Origin of the sequence: Limnofasciculus baicalensis BBK-W-15 (assembly GCF_024178385.1) — a bacterium.
In the GTDB taxonomy this organism is placed as follows: domain Bacteria; phylum Cyanobacteriota; class Cyanobacteriia; order Cyanobacteriales; family Coleofasciculaceae; genus Limnofasciculus; species Limnofasciculus baicalensis.
This window is the reverse complement of sequence record NZ_JAMZMM010000050.1, coordinates 1-22,724: the sequence shown is the minus strand read 5'-3', so window position 1 is coordinate 22,724 and position 22,724 is coordinate 1. Positions and strand designations below refer to the sequence as shown.

Sequence of the window (22,724 nt, the reverse complement as noted above, 5' to 3'; positions counted from 1 at the left end):
GGTTTGTGTAGCAGCGACTTCCAGTCGCCCACCCTCAATCCCTCCCCATAACATCCCTCACGCACAAATAACTGTAATCCTTCGCCCCAATGGAGTATTTATTATGAACCTCAGCCGGAATTCTTAACGATTGCATGTCAAATACTGATAGCAACTTTTCCCCGAACCTGCCGCTGTTCGAGGTAGTGAATGGCAGCAGGAACTTCGCTCAGTTTGTAGCATCGGTCGATGAAAGGGACAATCTTACCAGCCTCCATGAGATCCTTCAAAATAGTCAGATCCTCTTGATTGGGTTTTGAAGCCAGACACTTCACTTTTTGGCGGCTAATCCTGGAAATCCAAGGTCCCAGAAACATCACCTGAAAAAATCGAGCGGTTGCGCCGCCCACCATGACGTAAGTTCCCTCGGGAGTCAATCTAGGTAGATAGTCGAAGACTGAACGGTAGGCTGCTGCGTCCAGAATCAGGTCATAATGCTGTCCATTCTGCGTGACAACTGAAAACAGCGTTTTCAGATCTGCCCCTGATAAACCTCCTCAGCAACCCGTTTGAGCCGTCTAAGTTGGGCTTTCATATCCTCTTGAGTCCACTTAGCCGCAAAAGTCTTAAAGCCCCAACTTACGATTGGATTGGGAATTTCAAACTCAAAACGGTTGACCAGAAGCGTACCTGTCTGATTCGGTTGACATTCCCAGCGATCGCGTCCTTGAAAAAATCCGCCAAATCCCCAGATAATCAAACCGGGTTCCCGCTGAATCACTTCACTTTTGAGGGTGGGTTGTATTATCGGGATTAAAATTATAAACCGACTGCGACCGCCAATTTCCGTACTCCACTTACCGATGGGTTCGCAACGCAGCACGGGGTTGAGCCAGCGGTGCATTAAAAAGAGGTCAGTAATACAAGACTCGACGACAGTGGCGCTGGCATTGATTTGGATCGATTGTTCCAATACTTGGGCATTTGACATTTGCAGGATTTCGGTGATTGGGGCTTTCTGGGTTTTATTTGTAAAAAAAGGGTGAATTTAGGCAAAGGATACCTATAATCATGGGGTCTGGCACTATAGTGACAAGATTCCTGGTTAGTAGGTGGGTCTAATTAAACGTAGGCTGGGTACTCCCCTAAAATATCTGTAGCCCATACCTAGAGTATAGTTGGGGCACTACCCACGACTCCACTGATATGTGCGTTTATTTATGCCCACTTATCTTAACTTCCCGTAAACCTTGCAAATCGTGTAATAAGGAAGACAGATGAATACAAATTGGCAAGGCATCATCCCCACAGTGGGAATAGGTGTACCCTCTGGGGTTCATCCAGTTTTGGCTCAAGCAGATCCTGTAACTAGCTTTGTTCAGGGAATTCTCCAAAATGTCGGTGGGATTTTCCCGAATTTGGTGGGAGCAATCCTGATCCTGGTAGCTGGCATGTTTATTGCCAGTATTGCTTCCTCAGCCACTAAAGGATTGCTCAAGCGTACCGAGATTGATAACAAACTGACAAATTGGATCGTTGGTCCTCAGCCCGGAGCTGCCTCTCCTAAAATCGAGGAATGGATTGCCACTGGAGTATCCTGGCTCGTGATGGTATTTACCATTGTGGCGGTTCTCCAAACTCTAAAACTGGATGTAGTTTCTCAACCCCTCAATAACTTCCTCACCCAAATCCTGGGTTTCTTACCCAAGATTCTCGGTGGTGCAATTCTGATCGCTGTGGCTTGGGTACTAGCATCAGTCGTCAAACTGGTGACAACTAGGGCACTGCGGATATTGCGGGTGGATGAACGGTTAAATCAGCAAGTTGAAGGCAGTACCCCAAGTCGCACTACCGATCAGTTTTCCCTGAGCGATACGGTGGGTAGTGCCCTCTACTGGTTCATCTTTTTGCTGTTTTTACCATCTATCCTAAGTACTTTGGGATTGGAGGGGACTCTGCAACCCGTACAGCAGTTGCTCAATAATATCTTGGCGATTCTGCCGAATATTTTGGGCGCTGCGACAATTGGGGCTACGGGTTGGTTGGTTGCTCAGGTGGTTCGTCGGATTGTGACTAATCTGTTGGTAGCAGCAGGTGCGGATCGTTTGGGTGCTAAGTTTGGACTTCAGGGGACGACGACAAGTCAGTCTCTATCCTGGATTCTGGGCACGATTGTCTATGTGATGATTTTGCTCCCGATTGCGATCGCGGCTCTTAATCAACTTCAGATTAAGGCGATTTCCGATCCTGCGATCGCGATGTTAGATCAAATTCTCAGTGCTATCCCCAAAATCTTTACTGCATCATTAATTCTGGTGATTGCTTATGTGTTGGGGCAGTTTGTCAGCGATTTGGTTACCAATATTCTTACTAGTATTGGTTTTAACAATGTTTTCCAGTGGTTGGGTTTACCTGGAAAGAAAACTACTACAACCTCCTTCCCTCAATTAACTCCAGAAAATGCCTTACCGGGTTCATCACCTCCCATTGGTGGACAAGAAACTATCATTCAGCCGAGTGGTACTCCCACCCGCACGCCATCGGAACTAGTGGGAATTATTGTGGTAATCGCGATTATGTTGTTCGCGACTATCACTGCTACAGATATCTTGGAGATTCCTTCTTTAACGGGGATTGTGACGGGGATTCTGGCGATATCTGGTCAGATTTTAGGGGGATTAGTGGTATTTGCCATTGGTTTGTACTTGGCGAATCTTGCTTTTAATTTGATTGCTAGCTCTGGCTCCCGCCAATCCAAGTTTTTGGGACAGGCAGCCCGAATTGCGATCGTGGCTTTGGTTTCGGCGATGGCGCTGCAACAAATGGGGATTGCTAGCGATATCGTGAATTTAGCCTTTGGCTTGTTGTTGGGCGCAATTGCAGTTGCGATCGCGCTGGCTTTTGGTTTAGGCGCTCGCGATATTGCTGCTGTTCAACTTCGGGAATGGTTGACTTCGTTTAAGGATAATGGTCCGAATAATCAGTAGGAGTTATCTGGAAATTGGATAGCTGGAATGGGTTGATTTTTCCATAGTTATTGGTTAAAGATGATGCTGTATACTCTTTATAGTGGTATGCAGCATTTGTTGTAGGTATAGCAACCGCGACAGCGGTGAGGATATTCTAAGCTACCAAATTTTAACAAGGGGCTGAGAGTCAATTGTCCTAACACGGGCGGTTGCTATAATGAAGAATCAAACTCAAGCAATGCGAACCGAAAATCTACCCTCGCGTCAACCAAATTATCAAGTCAAAATTTTGGCAATCTCTAGAGTTTCTTTGTAGTATAAAGTACCCATTTACTATTTTTAGTATTCCAGCTCAGAACAAACAGTGTAGATTGTGAATTGTTTGGTTTTTTTTTCATAAAGAATTGCCAATCAACATCTACTACCGCAGAATTATTATTTTTTGAGATTAGAGTTACTTTATTAAGTTTTACTTCTTGTACCTCGTCTTTCCACCATTCTAAATATGAGTTGTAACCTTGTGGCATAAGTTTTTTATTATTTTTAAAATCAGGAGTGGTCATATCCCATGCTTGGGAAAAATTGCCTTTGTTAATAGCTGCACAGTAATCCCAAACAAATTGTTCTGGTGGAAAACTAAGATATGACGGTTTCCATTCACTAGTCAACACCCAACCTTCAAAGGAATACCACCATGTTTTACCATTATCAATTAATTTAGCCGCTGTACTTTCTCCTACAGAAGGACTTGCAAACCATAGACATGGTAATATGATGCCAGCAATGACATACCATGTATTACTGGGCAGCCATTGTTTATTTTTATCTAAAACATACTTGTATAATTTATCTAGTCTTTGGGTGATTCCATCAAGGAAACTTACTATTTCACTGAGAATATCGCCAACTTGGTAAATCCAAAAGGGAACTTGAGGACGCTTTTTTCGGATGTATTGTGTTATTAAGTATTCAGCTAACAGTATCAGTTGTCCCAAGCAATTTGCACAGAGTAGAACTAATCGTGATAGTTTAGGCAGTAGCCAGGGAAATCCTCGCCAAAACAACCAAGATGATACGGGGATAGACAGGAGAAAAACTATTGTAGCCCGCCATGGCATTGGTATTATTAGGAGTAGTTCCCAAATGGGTCTAATAATTGTTTGCAGCAAATAAATCATGGTGGTATTCTAGTGGTAAAAATGATAGTCTCAGAAGTCGCCTTTCTTTGATAAAGGCAACTTCCAATTTCTCACGAATACAAGGATTATTAGTCCTCGTCCCAGTTGAATTCAGGACGGACAGAATCTGAGGTATTATTCTTTGGTTCCTCCGTTTCTAATATAGGTTTTTGACTTTCGGTATTGTTGCTGTCCCCGCTTCCGAGTGCGCGTGTATATTCTTCAGTCATTGTAATTAACCCTTGCAGTACACGTTTACCTACTTCACTAACCTGAGAACCTTCTATTGCATCTTCATCTAATAGCATTTTCAACATTCTCATCTGATTCTCTCGGTCAATTTGTTTTTGCTTGTTGATTTCTTGAGAGATGAATACAACATCTTGAGGGTTTTGGGCTAGTTGTAGTGCTAGCATTTGCCAGTTACCTGCTTGCAGTAAGGGAGTATAAAACTCCATCTTTAACTTGATTCGCTCAATTTCAAATTGCTCCTGCATCTTGATTCGTTCCATCTCAAATAGTTGGCGTTGCATGTCTAAACTTTGAGCTTCTTGCTCGATTTTCTTCTGGCTTTTAATTTTATTGGTTTCTATTTCTGTTGTATCCTCAATCCGTTTTTTCTCTCGAATGCGATCGCGTATTTCTTGTTCTAAAGATAAGGTAAGTACAAAGCGATAAACTTGGAACCCTTCATCATAAATAGCTCTTTTCACTTTGAGACTAATATCGCGTTCAGCGTCGGCACTTTCTTCAACTTGGTAATTGCGGCTGATATTCCGCATAATTTCTGCCATTATCGGTTCTAAAAATAGCCGAACATCAGTTATCCCACGACTGATGATTTTTTCTGGTTCTTGCACTGAACAAATAAACTTCAGTTCAGCCTGGAAATCAAAAGCGTCTGTGGCACAAGGTAGCTTAAACTGAAAACTCAATGGGTGTTCAGTCAAATCTACTTTGTAGAGGAGATTATATTTACCCCAAACCATTTCTCCTCTGGTGATTCCCATTTGACCTTGGATAAGAGCGATCAATGGTTGTCCTTCACCAGAGAAAACAAGTGCAATTCCTGGTTCTGGAGTTGGACGTTTCTGAAGCAGCGCCCAACGTTTAATATCTTCTTTGCTGAGGATAGGATTATATGTGTCAGTCATTGTTTTATCTCCAGTACTAAACATTTAGGTCTTGTTTGATTTTTAATAGAATCTTACTAGCAGCAATGGACTTTCCTAGGGATGTCCATTGCTCAAGCTTGTGCAGAATACGACCTCTCTCACGCTGATTACCCTGCTCAAATAATCTAAAGATTAGCATTCCAACTACTGGATAAAGTTGACGATTTTCCTCTACAAGATCGAGCCAGTTTTTGATAGTATCCAGCATTGCTTCCCGTGCATCTTTTTCATTTAAAACCCGTTGGATTAAGCAGGTTATGATGTCTTCATATAATGCTACTTGCTCTGTGTTAGTATCCTCCTTACTACGTCTAGTTTCTTCTATAATCAGCCAAAGTAATGTAGGCAATTCTTTTTGATAAGAGTCTGTAGAAGTTTTTGATTCACATATAAAAAATACAAAAACAAACAAGCCAAATATACGTGTTAATTTTTTGTTTTCGGCATCTTTGGGTGGATCAAAGTTATTTTGTGACTTGTCATTATCACCTACTCCTAATATTTTAGAAAATAGTGTCAAACCGTTTTTTGTCTGTGGGTTGGCTGTCCAAACTTGAAGTGTTTCCAGAACTGCAAAATACTGCCCAGCCCAAAAAAGAGTGTCTACAGCCAGGGCTGCCGTATTAAAGAATAGCCAGGATAATTCTTCACTTTTTTGGTTGTCCTCTGATTCCTCTTCAAATGTAGCAATTTCTAATAGTTTGCGCAGCGCAATATCAGGAAAAAATTTTCCGTAAGCCCAATAGGCATATATAGCTGTCCAAGATAAGTATCGGTTATCTAAAGTTCTCCAGTAATTCAGTAACCCCAGTACCTGGGGAGCCAGATTACCTTCAGACACAGGAGAAATTAAAGATCTTGCTACTAATGCTCTTACATATTGCTGGTCAGATTTTCCCCAAGGCAATAAAACCTTTTCGCAAACAAAGCTAAAAGCATATTTACTTAATTCACCAACTGCATATGCTACTCTAACTCGCACATCCCAATTATCATGAAAACCTAGTTTATATAACCATTCCAGGAGTGGTTCTCGTAAGCGATCGTACTCCTGCCACATATAAGATAACACGGCAAATTGCCATTTATCATTGTCAAACTCGATTCTTTCAACTGGGCTATTTCCAAATTCAGTTTCTTCAGAACTCTGAACCAATTTTGCTCCAACTGCTTTTACTAATTGGCTTCGTGGTGTATTAAATAATGGTTCAGACTTAGATATGTCTTCTTTTTCCTTATCTTTCTCTGGTGGTGGGTTGATGACAGATTCCAAATCTTGACTTGCTTTGAGAACATTTTGATATGCACCTCCATTAAGCACTGCTAAAGCAATGATAAAGACACGTTGAGTTAAATTTTGATGTTCTCCAAACCAAGATTCAACTTTTTCTTGCACATGTACATCAAAACTTGCTAATGCTTGCTCAAGATCAAGTTCATTTATAGTAACTTTAGCCAGAAGTTGTGCTAATTTATCTATATCACCAGGCAAAAGTTTATGAGTGAGTAGTTCACGTACAGAATCTTCCTGAATTGGATCGTAATTGCTATTAAGCTGTACTTGGTCTTTCAAATACCATTCTAGATGTTTCTCTAGCAGTGCTTCACTCGTAGGTAGGTGATGAAATTTGACAATATACTCACTTAAATCATCTTGGGAGAGACGCATAAGACTATCCACAGTGATGATGAGATAACTGTCTTGTTTTTTTAGTTGCTGACTCAGACCATTTAAAGTATAGCTATTGAGTTTACCAGAACGATCAGATGCAAGGTATCTCTGGTTAGTTTCAGATGGAAACGAACTGAAATCTTGTAGACTTGGGTCAATTACAAAAATCTCTTCAGTCTGTAAAACTGAAAGTAGCAGATGAATTGCCGTAGTCCGTTTGCCGAATTTTGAATCTCCCCATAAGATTAGGATATGCTTCTCTTTTAAGATGCGTTGTGCTTGTGCATAGCTATCCGGTTGAATATAGACACTGCTAATCTTGGTAATCTGTTCATTTGATATTTGTCCAGCTACATAATTCAAAAAGTTGTGTTTAGTTGAACCAGTATTCCATTTTGTCTGGTTAACACCTACTACATCGCCTACAACATCTACTTGATCGGCAAAATAAGCACCACCACTACGGTTATCAGTGATATTGAAAATATTTACACCACCTAGGTTGTCACTTATGTCTTTGCCTAGAAAGTTCTTGAAAAAATTATTTTTTGAACTGTGGCGATGATGTTCTTCGTTTTTAGGAGACTGATTCTGTTTTTCATTACTTGGCTTTGGATCTCGATCGTGCTGATCTTGATCTGGCGATTTTATTTCTGGATTATCACTCATTTCCTCTAGTCTCTTTTAACTTATTAGTAGATTAATTTACCAGATTTATTTAGCTGGCTGGGTATACTGATGAAATTGATGTCAGGCTTATTTACCGAATTTATACTGATCTCTACCAACAACATCATCCTTGATGGTAGCTTTATCCGCAAAATAAACACCACCAGTTCTATTATCAGTAGTTATTGCAACTTTTTGAGTCTGATAATGGTCTACTTGATCTGGTAATTGAAGTGGTTGCAGAGCAGGTTTCAAACACTGCTGTATAATAATTTTTTTTACACCAAGATATACCTGACTATCTGGTGATTCTGGTTTAACTATGGAAATATGGTTACCTGGAATCGCCACAGGTTGTACGTCTTTAATGCCAGGATTAGCACTATCTTGGTCTACCACCAAAATTCCATACACAGGTTGCGTCTCATAATAGACTTTTGTCGCAATTTCCAAATCGTCAACGTTTTGCCGATACCATTCGTTGAGTTTACGCAACTCAGGTGCGTGTGCTTTGAGTTCCTCAACGTTGATATTTGTTCGCGTCAGAGTGCCAATCTTATCGATTAATTTTGCTAAATTAGAACCAGTGTGTGGCGTAGCCAGAAACACAATACCTTTAGTTTGCTCAATAATTTCTTGCTTTTTGAAATTTTGAGCAGTGCGAAGCATCTCTTTGACTAAGAGTCCCCCCATACTATGGGTAACAAATATTAATGGACGCTCACCAATATAACGGTTTTCCATCCAATCGAGTAAATTGCTGGCTTGATCGAACAGCGGCATCGCTTTACCTTTCCATGCAAAAGGTTCCGCCTCATACCCAAAAGACCAAATACCAAGGTTTAACTCCTCTTTACCCAACCAACCCAACCAGCAATTTTCCCAATCTTGCTTCTCCTGCGGATGCCACGTACTGATGGCATCACCACCCAATCCGTGAACAAAAATCACATCCCCAATCCGTTGGGAGTTATCACAACCTGAAATTTTAATTAGGCTATTCGAGTCTGTCACGTCTTAATTCTCCGGTTTAAGGTAGTTGATGGCAAACTCACCCTGAAAGTGCCAAACTTTTTAACTCTCTGTAAAGATATTACTATTCCCTACTCCAAGGATAACCTTCCTTCGTTTTACTGTGTTCAGCCAAATGGCTGAGAAATTCTGTCTAGATACGATAAATATTGCTTAAGTCAGAACTTGCAACGTACTATCCGGATTTCCCTTCACCCCACTCGCCCTCACTGTCAGCAAATCCGGTAACACCACTAAATGAGGAAACCATGTTATATACTCCGCCGTTTTGCGATCGCATCTGCACTCCCAAAGAAGGTAATAATGAGATGATAGGTGATTCGGGCAATGACACATACACCGTTTTGGGATAATTACCCATTAACAGATTGTCACAATAAACTTGTTGCCATAAAAAATAAATTTCCTACCCCATGTAAAAATCCATGGCAATTGAGATTAAAATAAAAATATAAAATAGCCCTTGGTAAAGTTATGGTTATCGCCCAAGAAAAATTAATCAGACTAACACCAAAACCCACCATCACCTGGGACAAACTACCTGATAACTTTAAATTAGAAGAAGAGCCTGTGCAAAATACTGGTCAACCTTTGATTGCCGGAGCATTGCGCGAAACTCTGGAATTGATGGGGTATATCAAACCAGAAATGTTGATTGGTGGCAATTTAGGTATTTGTGCTACGGTAAATAATGAATTGGAAATCAAAGCACCTGATTGGTTTTATGTCAATTCAATACAAGAGTTAGCCAGTGGATGCGATGGGGTTTCTAATCGCATCAATGACCGTAAAAGTTATACACCTAATTTAGAAGGAGAAACTCCCGCTATTGTGATGGAATTCTTATCACATAAGGAGGGGGAAGAATATTCAGTTAAACGGATTCATCCGGTAGAAAAGTGGTTTTTTTACGAACAAATCCTGAAAGTTCCTACTTATGTTATCTTCTCTGGAGAGACGGGATTGTTGGAAGTTTATCGCTTACAAGAGCAACGATATGAATTGGAATTACCTAATTTTGAAGGAAAGCACTGGATTGCGGAAATGGAGTTATTTTTAGGCACATGGCGAGGGGAGAAAGAAGGGCGATTTGGTTATTGGTTGCGGTGGTGGGATGAAGGGGGAAATTTGCTCTTGTGGGGTGTAGAAAGGTTGGAAGAAGAGCGTCAGAGAGTGGAACAAGAAAGTCTGCGAGCTGAACAAGAAAGTCTGCGGGCAGATAAATTGGCGGCTTACTTGCGCTCTCAAGGGATTAATCCTGATGAGATTGAGTAATCAACTTCATAAATCAGGGAATGGGGAAGAGTTGTAAGTTTTGAGTTAAACCCTCACAGCACGATTTCTCAGAGGGACAAGAAATTGATGCAAAATACTAGGCTTGGCATTAAGATAAATTTCACGTTTTATAATCATCAAGTTTCGGTTGCTGACTCTCTTACTCACTATACACCTCCCCTTCCCATTTCCCATTTTCCCATTCACAAAATCTCATCCAATTTACCCCGCACCGCCTGAATATCCTGCCACATCAACCACTTTGGACTCCCCTGTGCCCGCGACGGATTTCTCAATAAATAAGCAGGATGTAAAATAGGCATACACAAACGCCCTTCCCATTCTATCCAAGTCCCCCGAATTTTAGTAATACCGCGATTATCTCCTAGCAATCCTTTGACTGCTGTAGCACCAGTAAGTAAAATAATTTTCGGATCTACTAAGCGAATTTGTTCTAATAAATAAGGTTTGCAAGCGGTAATTTCTGCCGCAGTAGGAACTCGATTTTCCGGTGGGCGGCACTTGACGATATTACAGATATAGACATCGCCATCGCTAGCCAATTTCACAGATGCCAAAATCTTCTCTAGTAATTGTCCCGCCTTCCCCACAAAAGGCAAACCCGTCTCATCTTCATTTTGACCCGGCGCTTCCCCAATAATCATAATCGAAGCATTAAGATTTCCCCTACCAACTACAGCATTAGTGCGAGTCGCACCTAATTCACAGCGCCGACAACTATGGCAATGTGTAGCTAGGGAATCCATGGTGTCGTAAGTACCAGGAGGAATAGGAATTTTACCATGGGTGGGAATTAGTTGAATCTGAGAGGGATTTTGTGTTAATTCACTCCACCCTGACTGATTAAACAGGTTAAGTTGTTCTCCGTCAGACATAATTTTAAGCCTTGTATAGCAACCGCCAAGGCGGTTAGGACATTCTAAATTACTGAAACCCTTGATGTCATTCCCATCTTCCCCTAGCCCCTAGCAAGAAAGCCCCTAGTCCCTTGCTATACCAAAAATTTTTTTCTCGGATAGATCCAATTTAGATTCATCAACGTATACCTCTGTAGATTGACGATGGAGCGGCTAATTATTGTTGGTTGGGTAAGGTGCCCAAGCGCCTACTACAAGCAGTAAGGTGCTGAAGCGCTGACTAAGAGCGCATCGCTAATTGTACAAGGTTACTGGAAATGTCCCCGATGAAAAATATTGCGCGGACGACAGTTCTACCATTGCTAATGGTAACACTGTCTTGCGGTCAGGCACAAGCTATTAGTTTTACTGAGGCTAGTGATGCTGGTGAGACTCTCAATACAGCAGCATTTATTTCCTCCGGTATGGAGTCACTCACCTCAATTTCTGGGATAATTGATGGAGATGCGGATATCTTCAAAATCTTTCTCACTGGTGGTCAGACTTTTTCCGCAACGACTATCAATCTCGATACAATTATTGGTATTCCCAGTGACGATTTGTTAGGTTCCCCCACAGATTTAATTGCCGATCCCCAGTTATTTCTGTTTGACGCATTTGGTAAGGGAATTTACGCTAATGATGATAGTTTTGGTTCCCCACAACCCACTCTACCTTCCGGCGGTTTTTCACCAACAGAATCTGGTTTTTACTTCTTAGCTATATCCAGTTCTGGTTACAATCCATTTAGTATGGGTGGGGATATTTTCCCGACACAACCTTCAACTGAAATATTTGGAGCAACTGGCGCTGGTGGAGATTCGCCTCTAATTGGATTTCAAGGTACTAATACTACCCGTGGCAAATATACAATTTCTCTCACCGGAGTCCAAGCCACACCTCAAAACATTCCCGAACCTTCCTCAATATTAGGTATCTTAGCCATTGGTATTTTAGGCACAGTATCTCTAAAAAGGACTAGAGGCTAGGAGTAGCATAAACCTATTTTATTCCAGCGTAGAACAGGCATCTTGCCTGTCTCTAAAACAGAACAATCCATTTGATTTATGGGAGCAACAAAAATGCCGGAAACTACAACAAAATCACCTCAACAATCTCAGGAATCATCAATACTAAAGCTCGCCTTATTAAAAGCGAACCCTAAAAACAGAGTATTTCCAGTTATCCTGGGATTCCTATTAATATTTGGAATAGGTGCGATAGCTTCCCTCACCTTCGGCACTGCAATCAAAGCATCAGATCACGATGATGGGGAAGTAGATACCAAAGGGCGGAATCTAAATTTAACCGATTTGTACGTGTTTCGGGAAAAAGATCAAAACCCCTCAGCCAAGGATGGGGATTTAATATTGGTGATGAATACAAATCCGCGCTCGGTAGCCCGTCAACAATATTACTTTAGTACCAGAGCGCGTTATGAATTTAACATAAGTCGCGTTAGTAATAATGATGGAACACCCACTGGAAAACCTGATGTCACTCTCCGCTTTGAATTTGGTTCTCCTAATAGTAATAAGGAACAAGAAATCAAAGTAACAGCAATTCGCGATGGCAACACAATTGCTGCTACAGGCAAAACAACTCCCCTCGGTGCTAACCCCAATAGTTCCCCAAAAATTAACCAAATATCTTTAGGAGAATCTCAGCTAGCAGTGTTTGCTGGATTGCGAGAAGATCCCTTTTTCTTTGATGTGGAACAATATTTTAGAGTCCGCGCTGGCGCACTGGGAATTGGACCACAAGTGGGTTTTCGTCCAGTTAACCAAGCGGTTGATTTTGCTAAAGGTTACAACGTCAATACTATTGTTGTCCGCGTGCCAAGTAAATTATTACAAGGGGCGACTTCTGCTAAAATATTTGATGTTTGGGAAACTATTTCTGTACCAGGTGCTAATGGTAAATTTAATCAAGTTGAACGATTAGCACGTCCCGCAATTAATGAAGGGTTAGTTGTTACTAATGATTTACTTAATGCTTTAAATAGTGTTGGCCCAGATTTTGAAGCGGCGGCTTTGGCAGGGCAACAACCAGCGGCAAATATTGCGGGGCCGATTGTGGCTGAAGCGAAAAATACGCTAGTTAAGTTTGGTAATAGCGATAGTCGGGCGAATGCTTTATTGGGTGCTTTTTTACCAGATGTGATGCGGATTGATACGACAAAAGTTAGTGGATATCGCGCTACTCCTGATGCGGTTAATGCTCAGGGTAGTCCGATTACGGGGCGCTTGCTAAAAGATGATGCGATTGATGTTACTTTAAGTGTCGTGGCTGGTCAACCATTGAGCGATAATGTGTCTTATGAAGGTACGCCTGGGAATCCTTCTCAAGGGCATAAACCTTTAGTTTCTTCTTTCCCTTATTTGGCTTTACCTAATTAGTTTTTTGTCGTTGGTTGTTGGTTGTTGGTTATTCGTTTTTTGTTGTTGTAGGACTTACGCAAAGCATCTATCTGTAGGGTGCGTTATGCTTTGCTAACGCACCATCCACACTATGAATAGCGTCGCTGCGTAAGTCCTGTGTTGGTTGTTGGTTATTGGTTTTTTGTTGTTTGTTTTTTGTTATTGGTTGTTTGTCATTAATAATTAGCGATTAGCGATTAGCGATTAACCATTAGCTATTAGCCATGATTGATTCTCCACCCCCTGATACGGCATCCGCTGTGACACTCCCTACTCCCCAAAACAGTAGGAAAAGTTTTTTACTATTATTATCAATAGCAATATCTGTTATTGGTATCTCGGTTACTTTGCCTAGTGTTTGGCGATTGTACAATGAAAATAATGGCGTTAATTCTGCCTATCGCTATCGTTTTGAAAAAGTCTCGTCGGGTAGTGTAACTCAGACTTTAAATCGGGAAATTAAGTTCTATCAAGAGCGGATTAGTTATCATCCTAATGATGGATTGGATAGGGCTGCATTGGCGAAAGTTTATCTGAAAATGGCTCGTGCTACTGGAGATGTAAATTGGTATTTATTAGCAGAACAAACAGCCAAGGTATCCCTAACTAATTTGCCTTTTCATAATCATAGCGCTATTTTGGCACTGGCGAGAGTAGCGGAAGCGAAACATGATTTTACTAATTCGATTAGTTTGGCGGAAAAGGTACTAAAGGAGAAACCAAACAATGAAGATGCACTTTCACTTTTAGTTACGTCTAATTTAGCTATCGGGAAGGTGGATTTAGCCGCCAAAGCAGCGGAGCAATTGGTTAAGCAAATTCCCACTATTGGTTCTTTAAGTTTACGTGCTTTGGTAAATCAAGCTCAAGGAAAAGATGAAGCGACAATAGAAGATTTCCAACAGGCATTAGGGACAGAAGAACCCGGAGAATCAGGAAGTTCAGCTTGGGTGCGGACTATGTTTGGTCGATTTTACTTTAAAAGAGGAAATTATCAATTAGCCGCTCAATTATATCGCGAATCTCTCCAGATTTCGCCCCGCTATCCCCAGGCTTTAGTGAATTTAGCTGAGTTAGAAACTCGCCTCGGACATTATCGAGAAGCAGAGAAATATTACTCTCAAGTTTTCGTTTCACCTGCTTATCCGAATATATTCGATCATATCGCTTTCCATGGTTTGTATCGAGTCAAAGCTTTACAAGGTGATACCGCAGGGGCAAAGGAGGCATGGCAAAAAGCAGAAGTATTACTACGACAACATTTAGATGTCAATTCATTTGGACATCGGCGAGAATTAGCCCGTTTGTTATTAGAAACTGGCGAGTCTAAATATACAGCGGAAGCACTTTCTTTAATGGAGGCGGAAGTAAAAGTGCGCCGCGATGCAGAAACATTAGATACCTTCGCTTGGGCGCTAACAAGTGCCAATCGTTGGGCAGAAGCACAACAAGTAATGACGGAAGCACTTCGTTGGGGTATCCGCGATACTGGGATGTTTTACCGCGCCGGAAATATTGCCGTTAAATTGGGTAATCAACAGCAAGCAGAAGCCTATTTTCAATTAGCCCACTCCCCACTCCCACTATGAGGTGAAATCATGAACAAAAAGTGGTCCAGATATAGCAGAATGAGTATCTTTTCCTTCCTAGGCTCTCTGCTACTCTCCCTATTGATTACCATACCCAGTCACGCCCATTGGGCTGATTTGTCAGTGGCGGAAATTATCGTTGGCGAGAAAGATAGCAAAATTACTCTTACTTTTCCGACGGGATTAGTAGCTTTTGCTGATGAAAATAAGGATAAGCAACTTGCTGCTGATGAGTTTAGTCAACATCAAATAGAATTAGAAAACTTTTTTCGCGATCGCATTCGTCTCACTGATGACAAAAAAAATCCTGGTAGCCTTACCCTGACACTCTCAGATACATCAGCCTTACCCTCAAATTTGTCAACGTCTGTCAATACCCACAGTACCATACTTTTGGACTATACCTGGTCTAATCCTGTAAAAGGATTAAAAATTCACTACGATTTGTTCTTGCCGGGAGTACAAACTGCTCGTTGTTTAGCGACAATTTTATATTCTGGACAAACACAAAACCATATATTTAGTCCAGAAAATCGAGATCTTTCTTTACTACCAGGTGTAGCTAATTGGTTGGCAGGAAGTTTTTTAATTGGCATTACAGGTGCTTTCATCTGGGGCGGAACCCACGCGATGTCACCCGGTCATGGTAAAACTATAGTTGGTGCTTATTTGGTAGGTTCCCGCGCTACTCCCCAACATGCCATATTTTTAGGCTTAACTACCACAATTACCCATACAATTGGCGTATTTGCCCTGGGATTAGTTACCCTTTTTGCTTCTCAATATATCCTAGCCGAAGAGTTATATCCTTGGCTAAGTCTCCTTTCTGGTTTAATGGTAGTTGGCATTGGACTAAATCTCTTGATTAACCGCCTCGGTAATTTTCAGCTTTTCCGTAAATTACCCTGGGTAAATCAGGAAAATCATCATCACCATCACGAAGATTCCCATCCTCACCATCACGAAGATTCCCATCATCATCATCACGAAGATTCTCATCACCATCATCACGAAGATTCTCATCACCATCATCATGAAGATGAACATAGCCATGACACTCATTCCCACCTACCCCCTAGTGCAGATGGTATCACCTGGCGCAGCTTACTAGCATTAGGAATATCCGGGGGAATTTTACCTTGTCCTTCAGCATTAGTACTGCTACTTTCTGCGATCGCATTAGGTCATATTGGTTTAGGATTAGTACTAGTATTGTCATTTAGTTTAGGATTAGCAGTAGTACTAACACTTATTGGCTTATTACTGGTTTATGCCAAACAATTGTTCCAAAAATTCCCTACCCAACTTCGCTTTGTTAAAGTTTTACCTGCTGTCAGTGCTTTATGTGTTTCTTTACTCGGTTTAGGGATAACAACTCAAGCACTAATGCAAATTGGTTTAGTCAACTGAATACTTCAAGTTTAAACCTTCAGCATTGAGATGAATTGTGAGGTACTATGAACAACTTATTTCGCTTAATTGCAGCAAAATCTACTCTAGTAATTCTATTCGTGCCTGGAATTAGTTTAAGCAACCCAATTCCAGTAAACAAACCCCAATTGGCAATTAATTCTCAATCAGAAACTAACAATTTAGTTTGCTATATGGAAACTGAAAATGGTGAAATAGTTAATTTGGAGAGTTTATGTCAGAAAACAACAAGAAATGAAAATAATAATTCAGAAAATAGCGTTAATGGTGCTAAATGCTTTTTAGTTGACGCAGATGGAAACCGCTGCCCATCCTCATCTCCGGTAGCCAATGCTCGGGATAAGACTTAGCCGAGCCAGATTTCCAGAAGGTGATATACTGCTAGAGACTAGCAGACCGTAAGAAATGACTCAACTTATGTCAGGGTTAGTCATTTTTTAGCAAAAAAGAGTCGTAAACTTATGTTATCTACTCCGCTGTTTTGCGATCGCGCCGATGCGGGTGAGCAACTCGCTCAACGACTCCTTACCCTCACCGCCGAGGAGGAAATCAGTCTTCTGCCGCGAATTGTCTATGCACTCCCACGCGGTGGTATTCCCGTTGCAGCACCGATAGCCCATCACTTGGGTTGTCCTTTAAATATAATTGTTGCTAAAAAAATTACCACCATCCAAAACCCAGAATTGGCACTTGGTGCTGTAACATCAGAGGGAAATGTGCTTTGGTCCAACCAAAAGCTATCGGGAGGTGCAAATTTAGCTTGGCGACAAACAGCACTAGAGCGGGCTAGAGAAAAAGCTAATGCCCAGGAGCTAGAATTTGCTATTGGTTGTCCGAAAATAAATCCCCAAGGAAAACTCGCACTCCTAGTCGATGATGGAATTGCCACTGGCATGACGATAGCAGCAGCAGCCCAAGCATTGAAAACCCATCATCCAGCACAGATTTGGATTTGTGCGCCAGTTGCTCCAGAGGGGTTAATCGAGTGGATGGAAAGTTGGTGCGATCGGTTAGTGATTTTGCAGACTCCCGATATTTTTCTCAGCGTTAGTCGATTCTACAATAAATTTCCCCAAATTACAACCCAAGAGGCTTTAATTTCTTTGCAGGAACATAATCATCTATCCGATCGAGAATAGCATTCCTATTTAATTAATAGATAGTAGTGAAGATATATTTTCCGCTTAGAGTTTTGATCTACTACTAGTAGCTATGAAAAGGCTAGTAAAATTAGGAGTGCTACTCTATGCTAACAAATAGAGCTAAGGTAAGGAATCAATAAATGAGACATTGGCAATTTTGGTGGCGCACTCTCATGTTTTCCACCCAGCACAATCCACCCGAGTCCATCGAGTGTGTGATGGTATTATTGACATTGTTTTTATTTTTGAGCTGGATACGTCAACCAGATTGGCAATACCTCGCACTGAGTTCGAGTTTTGCGATCGGCGCAGCCGCCTCAATGTGGGTACGAGAAACCCTGATGCCTTCCCCCCATCCCCGTGTCTGGATTGTGGTTGCTATTTCTGGGTTGCTATTTTACAGCTTATATGCTTTTGTTAATGTGGCAGATTACGCATTGCCAATAACAATTCGATCCTGAATTTCTGCACTACTGAACTTTGTTAGTAAAATAGGCAATATCCAACAAATAAACTTATTAATGATTTACCTTCATTGGTTGATTCTCTCCGTTGCCGGACTATTTTCTGGGGTGCTAGCAGGATTTTTAGGCATTGGCGGTGGCACGGTGTTAGTGCCTTTTTTAGTAGCAATGGGTTATCAACCAATCCAAGCAGTTGCTACCAGTAGCCTTGCTATTTTAATTACTTCTATTTCTGGTAGCATCCAGAATTGGCGCATGGGGAACTTTGATTTTAACCGCGTCATTGCCCTTGGTTCCCCAGCAGTAATTACAGCTCAACTTGGGGTATTTTTATCCGACAAAATCCCCGACTATATTCTATTAATACTCTTTGGGTTATTGTTAATTTCCAATATTTATTTGCTAGATTTACGCCAACGGCTGATTACTAATAAATTGAGAGAAAAAAATCTAAACCTCAACTCAACTTTTGCAAGACTATGGACAGGAAGTGCCGCCGGAATCTTAGCAGGATTATTTGGTGTTGGTGGCGGTGTAATTATGGTTCCCCTGCAAATGTTGCTACTAGAAGAGCCAATTAAAGTCGCCATTCAAACCAGTTTAGGCGTTGTTGTAATTACCGCTATTTCTGCTTGTATTGGTCAGGCTATTAATGGTAATATCTTATTTATTGATGGTGTAATTCTGGGTATCGGTGGCTTAATGGGAGCGCAGATTAGCACTCGTATATTACCTAAGTTATCAGATAAAGTTATTAGCCTAGCATTTCGCACCCTGCTAGGGATATTGGCAATTTATATTGCCTGGAAATCTTGGCAAAGTTACAATTATTAGCCCCTAAGCCCCTGTAAACCAGAATCTAATCTTTTCTGACTTTTCGATAGCATTTCACGATCTAATTTACCTCCTACTTCTGCATTTAGCAAAGCATTCATCGCTGAGTAATATAAATCTGTGTCGTAAGCAATCAAAATTAAATCAACCCCAGCATTCATTGCCTTCACAGTAGCACCTTCCAACCCATCACCACTCCCATAGACAGGCTCCATACTAAAATCATCAGTAATTAAAATACCATCATACTGCCAACTATTCCTAATAATCCCCGTCACCACCTGTTTGGAAAACGAGACAGGAGTATCCCTATCTACTCCTGTCAATTTAACATGTCCCAACATAGTAAATCCACCTGAATTACTCATAACTTCCCGAAATGGCACCCAATCTTCACGAGTTAAATCCTGCACCGAAGTATTCAAATCAGCATGTTGAAGATGAGTATCGGCATAAACTCCTCCCAATCCAGGAAAATGTTTGATAGTACAATTAACCCGATAGATTTCCAAGGTTTGACAATACCACAAACCCACCTTAGCCACTACATTTTTATCAGCCGATATTGCCCGTTGATAAATCTTGGAATACTTATCCTTCGGATTGATAACTCCTTTATTTAAGTCCACCACTGGCGCAAAATTTAGATTCACGCCAAGCTCAGACAATTCCTGTCCATGAATCCTGGCATACTCAACCACTACCTTTTTATTTACCTCTATTTTTCCCTTCCCTTCCACAAATGTTGATAAGGGAGGTAATTGAGTCAGGGGAGGAGATAATCGAGAGACAATTCCCCCTTCTTGATCCGTGGCTATCCATAACGGCAATAACCCCTGACTGGCACGAATTGCTTGTAAGGATTTAATTTCTTTTTTAATATCTTCTTTGGTTTTATGCTTGATATTTCTGGCAGTGATAAATATTCCACCTATTGCTCTTTTAGAGACTAGAGTTTTAATTTCATCAAAATCTCTATAGCCAATAATAAAATGCTGTCCGAGGTGTTCTAGTTTCTTAGCTTCTTGGCTTAATACTGCATTCTTAGTTGAATTGAACTTAACTTCACGAGCCACAGTAGCAGACATACTAAAAGCAGTGACTGTTAATATCAAAAAACTAATTAGGGATTGTCTGGTAATAGAATTATCTTTGAGTACTGGAATCTCAACGGCGATCAACCCCAAACTAAATACAATAATACCCCAAAAGACAAAAGGTCTTAAACTTGCTAATAAAGGAGTCCTAAAGTAAAATGCTAGGACTAAAACGACGATGGCTAAACAGATTTTCAATATTTTCATTTTAGATTGATGAGATGGGATGAGCTAGGCTATCCCATAGCTAACGCTAGTTTCTTGATTCAATCGCCCAGAATTGGGCTGCAGCCCAATCCGGGTAACATGCTAATCTATTATTATATTAATTGAGACATCTGGATATCACTAATCTTTCCTCCATCATGATTAAATCTATGACTCGCTCCGAGCCAAATCTAGCTGAAATCAACCTCCCCGACTCCTGGAAGTATGAAGCAACCGTTGCTCAAGTTGAAAGAATTGTCAAGCAAATAGAAAGTGGGGAACTAGAATTAGCAGAAGTTTTTGAACAATTTTCCACTGCTGTCGAGTACCTCCGTCAATGTGAAGCATTTCTCACTCAGCGACAGGAGCAAATGGATTTGCTGATTGAAACTCTTGACAAGGATGAAGTATGAATTATGAAGGATGAATTATGAAAGATTAAATAAAAAAATCGTTTCCCCCTGCCCCCCCCACTATCCACTCTCCGGAATACTTCTCAGTTTTGAGTTTTAATTGAAAACTCAAAACTCAAAACTCAAAACTCTCTTCCCCACTCCCCACTCCCCACTCCCTATTCCCTATTCCCTTTTAACATAGGCTTGCAAATCAGCAATAGTAAACAATGGCTGAAATTGCAAACCTTCTGATGCGTACAATTCAGCACCACCTTGCTGTCTATCAACTAGTGCCAAAACCGACTCCACTTGATACCCCGCAGCTTTGAGACGATTCACCGCTTTCATCGCAGATTGCCCAGTGGTAACCACATCTTCCAACACAACCACCTTTGCTCCCTCAGAGAGAGTCGGTCCTTCAATATATGCCATTGTCCCATGCCCCTTTGCCTCTTTGCGAATAATTAGAGCTGGAATCGGTCGATTTTCCAAGGCAGAAACTACACTAACTGCGGTTACAATTGGATCAGCTCCCAATGTCAAGCCCGCTACCGCCTCTGTATTAGTGGGTAGCATAGAGAAGAGTAACCTTCCAATCGCTAATGCCCCTTGGGGATGGAGTGTTACCAGTTTCCCATTGATATAGTAAGAACTTTTCTGTCCAGAGGAGAGGACAAAATCCCCTTCTTTGTAAGCCAGTTGGCACAATAAATCCAGCAAGAAGTGGCGCACAGACGTTAAATCAGAGGCTGAGTGTTCAGGTTTGTCAATCATTTGGGTAGAGACTTGCAACAATGAGCGATCGCATAATATCAATAAGCTATCGTGCATTGTAGATTATGATTGAGAAAAATTGAGGGTGAGGATGATCGAAATGCAATTAACGAAGATTTTCGGTTTGGCAGTTGTCGCTGCTGCTATTCCCATATTGGCGACTCCCGCCATGGCAGATAAAGACGAATCAGACTTTCAGCCAATCCGTGTCCAAACTATTCCAAATACGTTTGTACGAGCCTTTTTCAATGATTCTGGAGACTTTTATCACAACCGTAGCCTGTTTCGCCAAGCTAATTACATGTTTGGCTTCGGTATGGTTGGCAAAGCGGGGTTCCCAGATTTGGAACTTGAACGGGATGCCAAAACCATCAACATGATTTATAATGATGTCCTAGATCAGCAGGTTTCCAGCGATCCTCTGATTCGGACACCGGATTTACCTAATCCGTTTAATAGCTCCATTCGCATGTCACCTCAAAGTCGTCCTTTAGGTAGTCGGATTGAGGGCAGTGAGTTTTTCTTTCAAAATATTCCCCCTCGTTGAGCTATTTTCTCTGTCAAAATCGGGAATATACCTAAAATTTGCCTGAAATTGATTTTTGGTTAGTATTCCCGGTTTTTAAGATGGAGTTTGCTTTTGAAAGACAAGAGGATTGGTTGAGGGGACAGAATCTTTTTTAACGCAAAGGTTCGCGCAAAGGTGCGCAAAGAAGGTAGATCTTAAGTTGATGTTTGTTCCCGCTTTCAATCTTGGATAACTATGACTCTCCCAAACACCATCCCCAACCTAACCTTAACTCAGGAACCAACTTTACTCAAGCGCTGGAGGGTGCAAGACTACCACCGCCTGAGCGAGTTGGGAATTCTCCATCCTAACGAAAGAACAGAACTAATTGCCGGACAAATTACCCTAATGGCTGCCAAAGGAACTCCCCATGTTACCTCGCTGTACCTCCTAGCAAATGCGCTGCGCGATAAACTGGGCAGCACCCCCTTAATTCGGACTCAAGATCCCATTCAACTGGATGATTTTTCGGAACCGGAACCCGATTTAGCAATAGTTAGAGGAACGGTATTAGATTACGCCGAAAGACATCCCCGCCCCAGTGATATCTATCTCGTCGTGGAAGTAGCAGACTCGACGCTGAAACATGACTGCGAAACGAAAGACAAAATCTATGCCCAAGCAGGCATTACTGACTATTGGGTAATCGATGTCAAAAACCGCCAACTCCATATTTTTCGGAATCCCACCCCGACGGGCTATACCAGCCATCTCATCCTCACGGAACCGAATCAGGCAGCACCTCTAGCATTTCCCAGTCTTGTTCTCTCCCTTACCTCTATCCTTCCTCCCATTTCTTGACAGGAATGACGCAAAGTTGATGGTAAAGATGGGGAATAGGGAATGGGGAATGATTTGAGCTAAAAAAACCTTTTTGGCAATATATAGCAACCGCCAAGGCGGTTAGGACGCAAGGCGTAGAACATCATCGACCGCA

General features: G+C 41.4%; 23 protein-coding genes. 13 read left to right on the top strand and 10 right to left on the bottom strand.

Translation table 11 applies throughout. From position 1 onward, the window contains the following. Nucleotides 1-137 precede the first annotated feature (137 nt). Together NJ959_RS07625 and NJ959_RS07620 are read right to left on the bottom strand one after the other, a co-directional pair. Nucleotides 138-506 (bottom strand): zinc-binding dehydrogenase, encoded by a 369-nt coding sequence (locus tag NJ959_RS07625; RefSeq protein WP_256528906.1) that lies wholly within the window; start codon nt 504-506, stop codon nt 138-140. 5 nt (nt 507-511) lie between these two features. Then, nucleotides 512-970: an SRPBCC family protein gene (locus NJ959_RS07620; protein WP_254011156.1), complete on the bottom strand. Its 459-nt coding sequence runs from the start codon at nt 968-970 to the stop codon at nt 512-514. 286 nt (nt 971-1,256) lie between these two features. Here NJ959_RS07620 and NJ959_RS07615 point away from each other — a divergent pair, with 286 nt between their 5' ends. Continuing rightward, nucleotides 1,257-2,966 (top strand): mechanosensitive ion channel, encoded by a 1,710-nt coding sequence (locus NJ959_RS07615; protein WP_254011155.1) that lies wholly within the window; start codon nt 1,257-1,259, stop codon nt 2,964-2,966. 281 nt (nt 2,967-3,247) lie between these two features. Here the strand turns inward: NJ959_RS07615 and NJ959_RS07610 are convergent, their stop codons facing one another. The 5 genes from NJ959_RS07610 to NJ959_RS07590 form a co-directional block, all read right to left on the bottom strand. Next, nucleotides 3,248-3,943, bottom strand: coding sequence for a hypothetical protein (locus NJ959_RS07610; RefSeq protein WP_254011154.1), 696 nt, complete (start codon nt 3,941-3,943; stop codon nt 3,248-3,250). A gap of 272 nt (nt 3,944-4,215) precedes the next feature. Then, the gene (locus NJ959_RS07605; RefSeq protein ID WP_254011153.1) at nt 4,216-5,280 is read right to left on the bottom strand and encodes a hypothetical protein; all 1,065 of its coding nucleotides are present in this window, start codon (nt 5,278-5,280) and stop codon (nt 4,216-4,218) included. Nucleotides 5,281-5,296: 16 nt separating this feature from the next. Then, nucleotides 5,297-7,642 carry an nSTAND3 domain-containing NTPase gene (locus NJ959_RS07600; RefSeq protein WP_254011152.1) on the bottom strand — a complete coding sequence of 782 codons (2,346 nt, stop codon included), beginning with the start codon at nt 7,640-7,642 and terminating at the stop codon, nt 5,297-5,299. Between the two features lie 87 nt (nt 7,643-7,729). Next, nucleotides 7,730-8,656 (bottom strand): esterase/lipase family protein, encoded by a 927-nt coding sequence (locus NJ959_RS07595; protein WP_254011151.1) that lies wholly within the window; start codon nt 8,654-8,656, stop codon nt 7,730-7,732. 193 nt (nt 8,657-8,849) lie between these two features. After that, entirely contained in the window at nt 8,850-9,035 is a 186-nt protein-coding gene (locus tag NJ959_RS07590; protein ID WP_254011150.1) for a hypothetical protein, read from the bottom strand. Nucleotides 9,036-9,148: 113 nt separating this feature from the next. Here NJ959_RS07590 and NJ959_RS07585 point away from each other — a divergent pair, with 113 nt between their 5' ends. Beyond that, nucleotides 9,149-9,949, top strand: coding sequence for a Uma2 family endonuclease (locus NJ959_RS07585; protein WP_254011149.1), 801 nt, complete (start codon nt 9,149-9,151; stop codon nt 9,947-9,949). Between the two features lie 203 nt (nt 9,950-10,152). Here NJ959_RS07585 and NJ959_RS07580 read toward each other — a convergent pair whose 3' ends face one another. Then, nucleotides 10,153-10,845: a uracil-DNA glycosylase gene (locus NJ959_RS07580; RefSeq protein WP_254011148.1), complete on the bottom strand. Its 693-nt coding sequence runs from the start codon at nt 10,843-10,845 to the stop codon at nt 10,153-10,155. Nucleotides 10,846-11,153: 308 nt separating this feature from the next. On the opposite strand from NJ959_RS07580, the gene NJ959_RS07575 reads away from it, so the two are divergent. The 8 genes from NJ959_RS07575 to NJ959_RS07540 all read left to right on the top strand — a co-directional run bounded on the left by NJ959_RS07575 (nt 11,154) and on the right by NJ959_RS07540 (nt 18,746). Next, nucleotides 11,154-11,855: a PEP-CTERM sorting domain-containing protein gene (locus NJ959_RS07575; RefSeq protein WP_254011147.1), complete on the top strand. Its 702-nt coding sequence runs from the start codon at nt 11,154-11,156 to the stop codon at nt 11,853-11,855. 93 nt (nt 11,856-11,948) lie between these two features. Next, complete coding sequence (locus tag NJ959_RS07570; protein WP_254011146.1) at nt 11,949-13,265, top strand: DUF4331 domain-containing protein; 1,317 nt, start codon at nt 11,949-11,951, stop codon at nt 13,263-13,265. A gap of 245 nt (nt 13,266-13,510) precedes the next feature. Further along, nucleotides 13,511-14,875: a tetratricopeptide repeat protein gene (locus tag NJ959_RS07565; RefSeq protein WP_254011145.1), complete on the top strand. Its 1,365-nt coding sequence runs from the start codon at nt 13,511-13,513 to the stop codon at nt 14,873-14,875. Nucleotides 14,876-14,884: 9 nt separating this feature from the next. Further along, a complete protein-coding gene (locus tag NJ959_RS07560) occupies nt 14,885-16,285 on the top strand; it encodes a nickel/cobalt transporter (RefSeq protein WP_254011144.1) in 1,401 nt (466 codons plus the stop codon). Between the two features lie 47 nt (nt 16,286-16,332). After that, on the top strand, nt 16,333-16,656 hold the full coding sequence (locus NJ959_RS07555) for a hypothetical protein (RefSeq protein ID WP_254011143.1): 324 nt from the start codon (nt 16,333-16,335) through the stop codon (nt 16,654-16,656). A gap of 111 nt (nt 16,657-16,767) precedes the next feature. Next, nucleotides 16,768-17,445, top strand: a complete 678-nt coding sequence (locus tag NJ959_RS07550; protein WP_254011142.1) for a phosphoribosyltransferase — start codon at nt 16,768-16,770, stop codon at nt 17,443-17,445. Nucleotides 17,446-17,588: 143 nt separating this feature from the next. After that, nucleotides 17,589-17,909, top strand: coding sequence for a hypothetical protein (locus NJ959_RS07545; protein WP_254011141.1), 321 nt, complete (start codon nt 17,589-17,591; stop codon nt 17,907-17,909). A gap of 60 nt (nt 17,910-17,969) precedes the next feature. Further along, nucleotides 17,970-18,746, top strand: coding sequence for a sulfite exporter TauE/SafE family protein (locus NJ959_RS07540; RefSeq protein ID WP_254011140.1), 777 nt, complete (start codon nt 17,970-17,972; stop codon nt 18,744-18,746). Here NJ959_RS07540 and NJ959_RS07535 read toward each other — a convergent pair. After that, the gene (locus NJ959_RS07535) at nt 18,743-20,050 is read right to left on the bottom strand and encodes a glycoside hydrolase family 3 N-terminal domain-containing protein (RefSeq protein WP_254011139.1); all 1,308 of its coding nucleotides are present in this window, start codon (nt 20,048-20,050) and stop codon (nt 18,743-18,745) included. The genes NJ959_RS07540 and NJ959_RS07535 overlap by 4 nt on opposite strands. Before the next feature lie 170 nt (nt 20,051-20,220). Here NJ959_RS07535 and xseB point away from each other — a divergent pair, with 170 nt between their 5' ends. Further along, nucleotides 20,221-20,463 carry an exodeoxyribonuclease VII small subunit gene (gene xseB, locus NJ959_RS07530; RefSeq protein ID WP_254011138.1) on the top strand — a complete coding sequence of 81 codons (243 nt, stop codon included), beginning with the start codon at nt 20,221-20,223 and terminating at the stop codon, nt 20,461-20,463. A gap of 165 nt (nt 20,464-20,628) precedes the next feature. Here xseB and pyrE read toward each other — a convergent pair whose 3' ends face one another. Then, nucleotides 20,629-21,219: an orotate phosphoribosyltransferase gene (gene pyrE / locus NJ959_RS07525; protein WP_254011157.1), complete on the bottom strand. Its 591-nt coding sequence runs from the start codon at nt 21,217-21,219 to the stop codon at nt 20,629-20,631. A 100-nt stretch (nt 21,220-21,319) separates the two neighbouring features. Here pyrE and NJ959_RS07520 point away from each other — a divergent pair, with 100 nt between their 5' ends. Beyond that, complete coding sequence (locus NJ959_RS07520) at nt 21,320-21,766, top strand: hypothetical protein (RefSeq protein ID WP_254011137.1); 447 nt, start codon at nt 21,320-21,322, stop codon at nt 21,764-21,766. A gap of 216 nt (nt 21,767-21,982) precedes the next feature. Next, the gene (locus NJ959_RS07515) at nt 21,983-22,588 is read left to right on the top strand and encodes a Uma2 family endonuclease (RefSeq protein WP_254011136.1); all 606 of its coding nucleotides are present in this window, start codon (nt 21,983-21,985) and stop codon (nt 22,586-22,588) included. Nucleotides 22,589-22,724 lie beyond the last annotated feature (136 nt).

Bases quoted from the DNA above. Each gene is read 5' to 3' on its own strand.
- NJ959_RS07575 (WP_254011147.1), top strand. From the start codon at position 11,154: ATGAAAAATATTGCGCGGACGACAGTTCTACCATTGCTAATGGTAACA.
- NJ959_RS07520 (WP_254011137.1), top strand. From the start codon at position 21,320: ATGCAATTAACGAAGATTTTCGGTTTGGCAGTTGTCGCTGCTGCTATT.
- pyrE (WP_254011157.1), bottom strand. From the start codon at position 21,219: ATGATTGACAAACCTGAACACTCAGCCTCTGATTTAACGTCTGTGCGC.
- NJ959_RS07615 (WP_254011155.1), top strand. From the start codon at position 1,257: ATGAATACAAATTGGCAAGGCATCATCCCCACAGTGGGAATAGGTGTA.
- NJ959_RS07570 (WP_254011146.1), top strand. From the start codon at position 11,949: ATGCCGGAAACTACAACAAAATCACCTCAACAATCTCAGGAATCATCA.
- NJ959_RS07535 (WP_254011139.1), bottom strand. From the start codon at position 20,050: ATGAAAATATTGAAAATCTGTTTAGCCATCGTCGTTTTAGTCCTAGCA.
- NJ959_RS07545 (WP_254011141.1), top strand. From the start codon at position 17,589: ATGAGACATTGGCAATTTTGGTGGCGCACTCTCATGTTTTCCACCCAG.
- NJ959_RS07590 (WP_254011150.1), bottom strand. From the start codon at position 9,035: ATGGGTAATTATCCCAAAACGGTGTATGTGTCATTGCCCGAATCACCT.
- NJ959_RS07580 (WP_254011148.1), bottom strand. From the start codon at position 10,845: ATGTCTGACGGAGAACAACTTAACCTGTTTAATCAGTCAGGGTGGAGT.
- NJ959_RS07515 (WP_254011136.1), top strand. From the start codon at position 21,983: ATGACTCTCCCAAACACCATCCCCAACCTAACCTTAACTCAGGAACCA.
- NJ959_RS07585 (WP_254011149.1), top strand. From the start codon at position 9,149: ATGGTTATCGCCCAAGAAAAATTAATCAGACTAACACCAAAACCCACC.
- NJ959_RS07555 (WP_254011143.1), top strand. From the start codon at position 16,333: ATGAACAACTTATTTCGCTTAATTGCAGCAAAATCTACTCTAGTAATT.
- NJ959_RS07620 (WP_254011156.1), bottom strand. From the start codon at position 970: ATGTCAAATGCCCAAGTATTGGAACAATCGATCCAAATCAATGCCAGC.
- NJ959_RS07550 (WP_254011142.1), top strand. From the start codon at position 16,768: ATGTTATCTACTCCGCTGTTTTGCGATCGCGCCGATGCGGGTGAGCAA.
- NJ959_RS07600 (WP_254011152.1), bottom strand. From the start codon at position 7,642: ATGAGTGATAATCCAGAAATAAAATCGCCAGATCAAGATCAGCACGAT.
- xseB (WP_254011138.1), top strand. From the start codon at position 20,221: ATGACTCGCTCCGAGCCAAATCTAGCTGAAATCAACCTCCCCGACTCC.
- NJ959_RS07605 (WP_254011153.1), bottom strand. From the start codon at position 5,280: ATGACTGACACATATAATCCTATCCTCAGCAAAGAAGATATTAAACGT.
- NJ959_RS07560 (WP_254011144.1), top strand. From the start codon at position 14,885: ATGAACAAAAAGTGGTCCAGATATAGCAGAATGAGTATCTTTTCCTTC.
- NJ959_RS07565 (WP_254011145.1), top strand. From the start codon at position 13,511: ATGATTGATTCTCCACCCCCTGATACGGCATCCGCTGTGACACTCCCT.
- NJ959_RS07540 (WP_254011140.1), top strand. From the start codon at position 17,970: ATGATTTACCTTCATTGGTTGATTCTCTCCGTTGCCGGACTATTTTCT.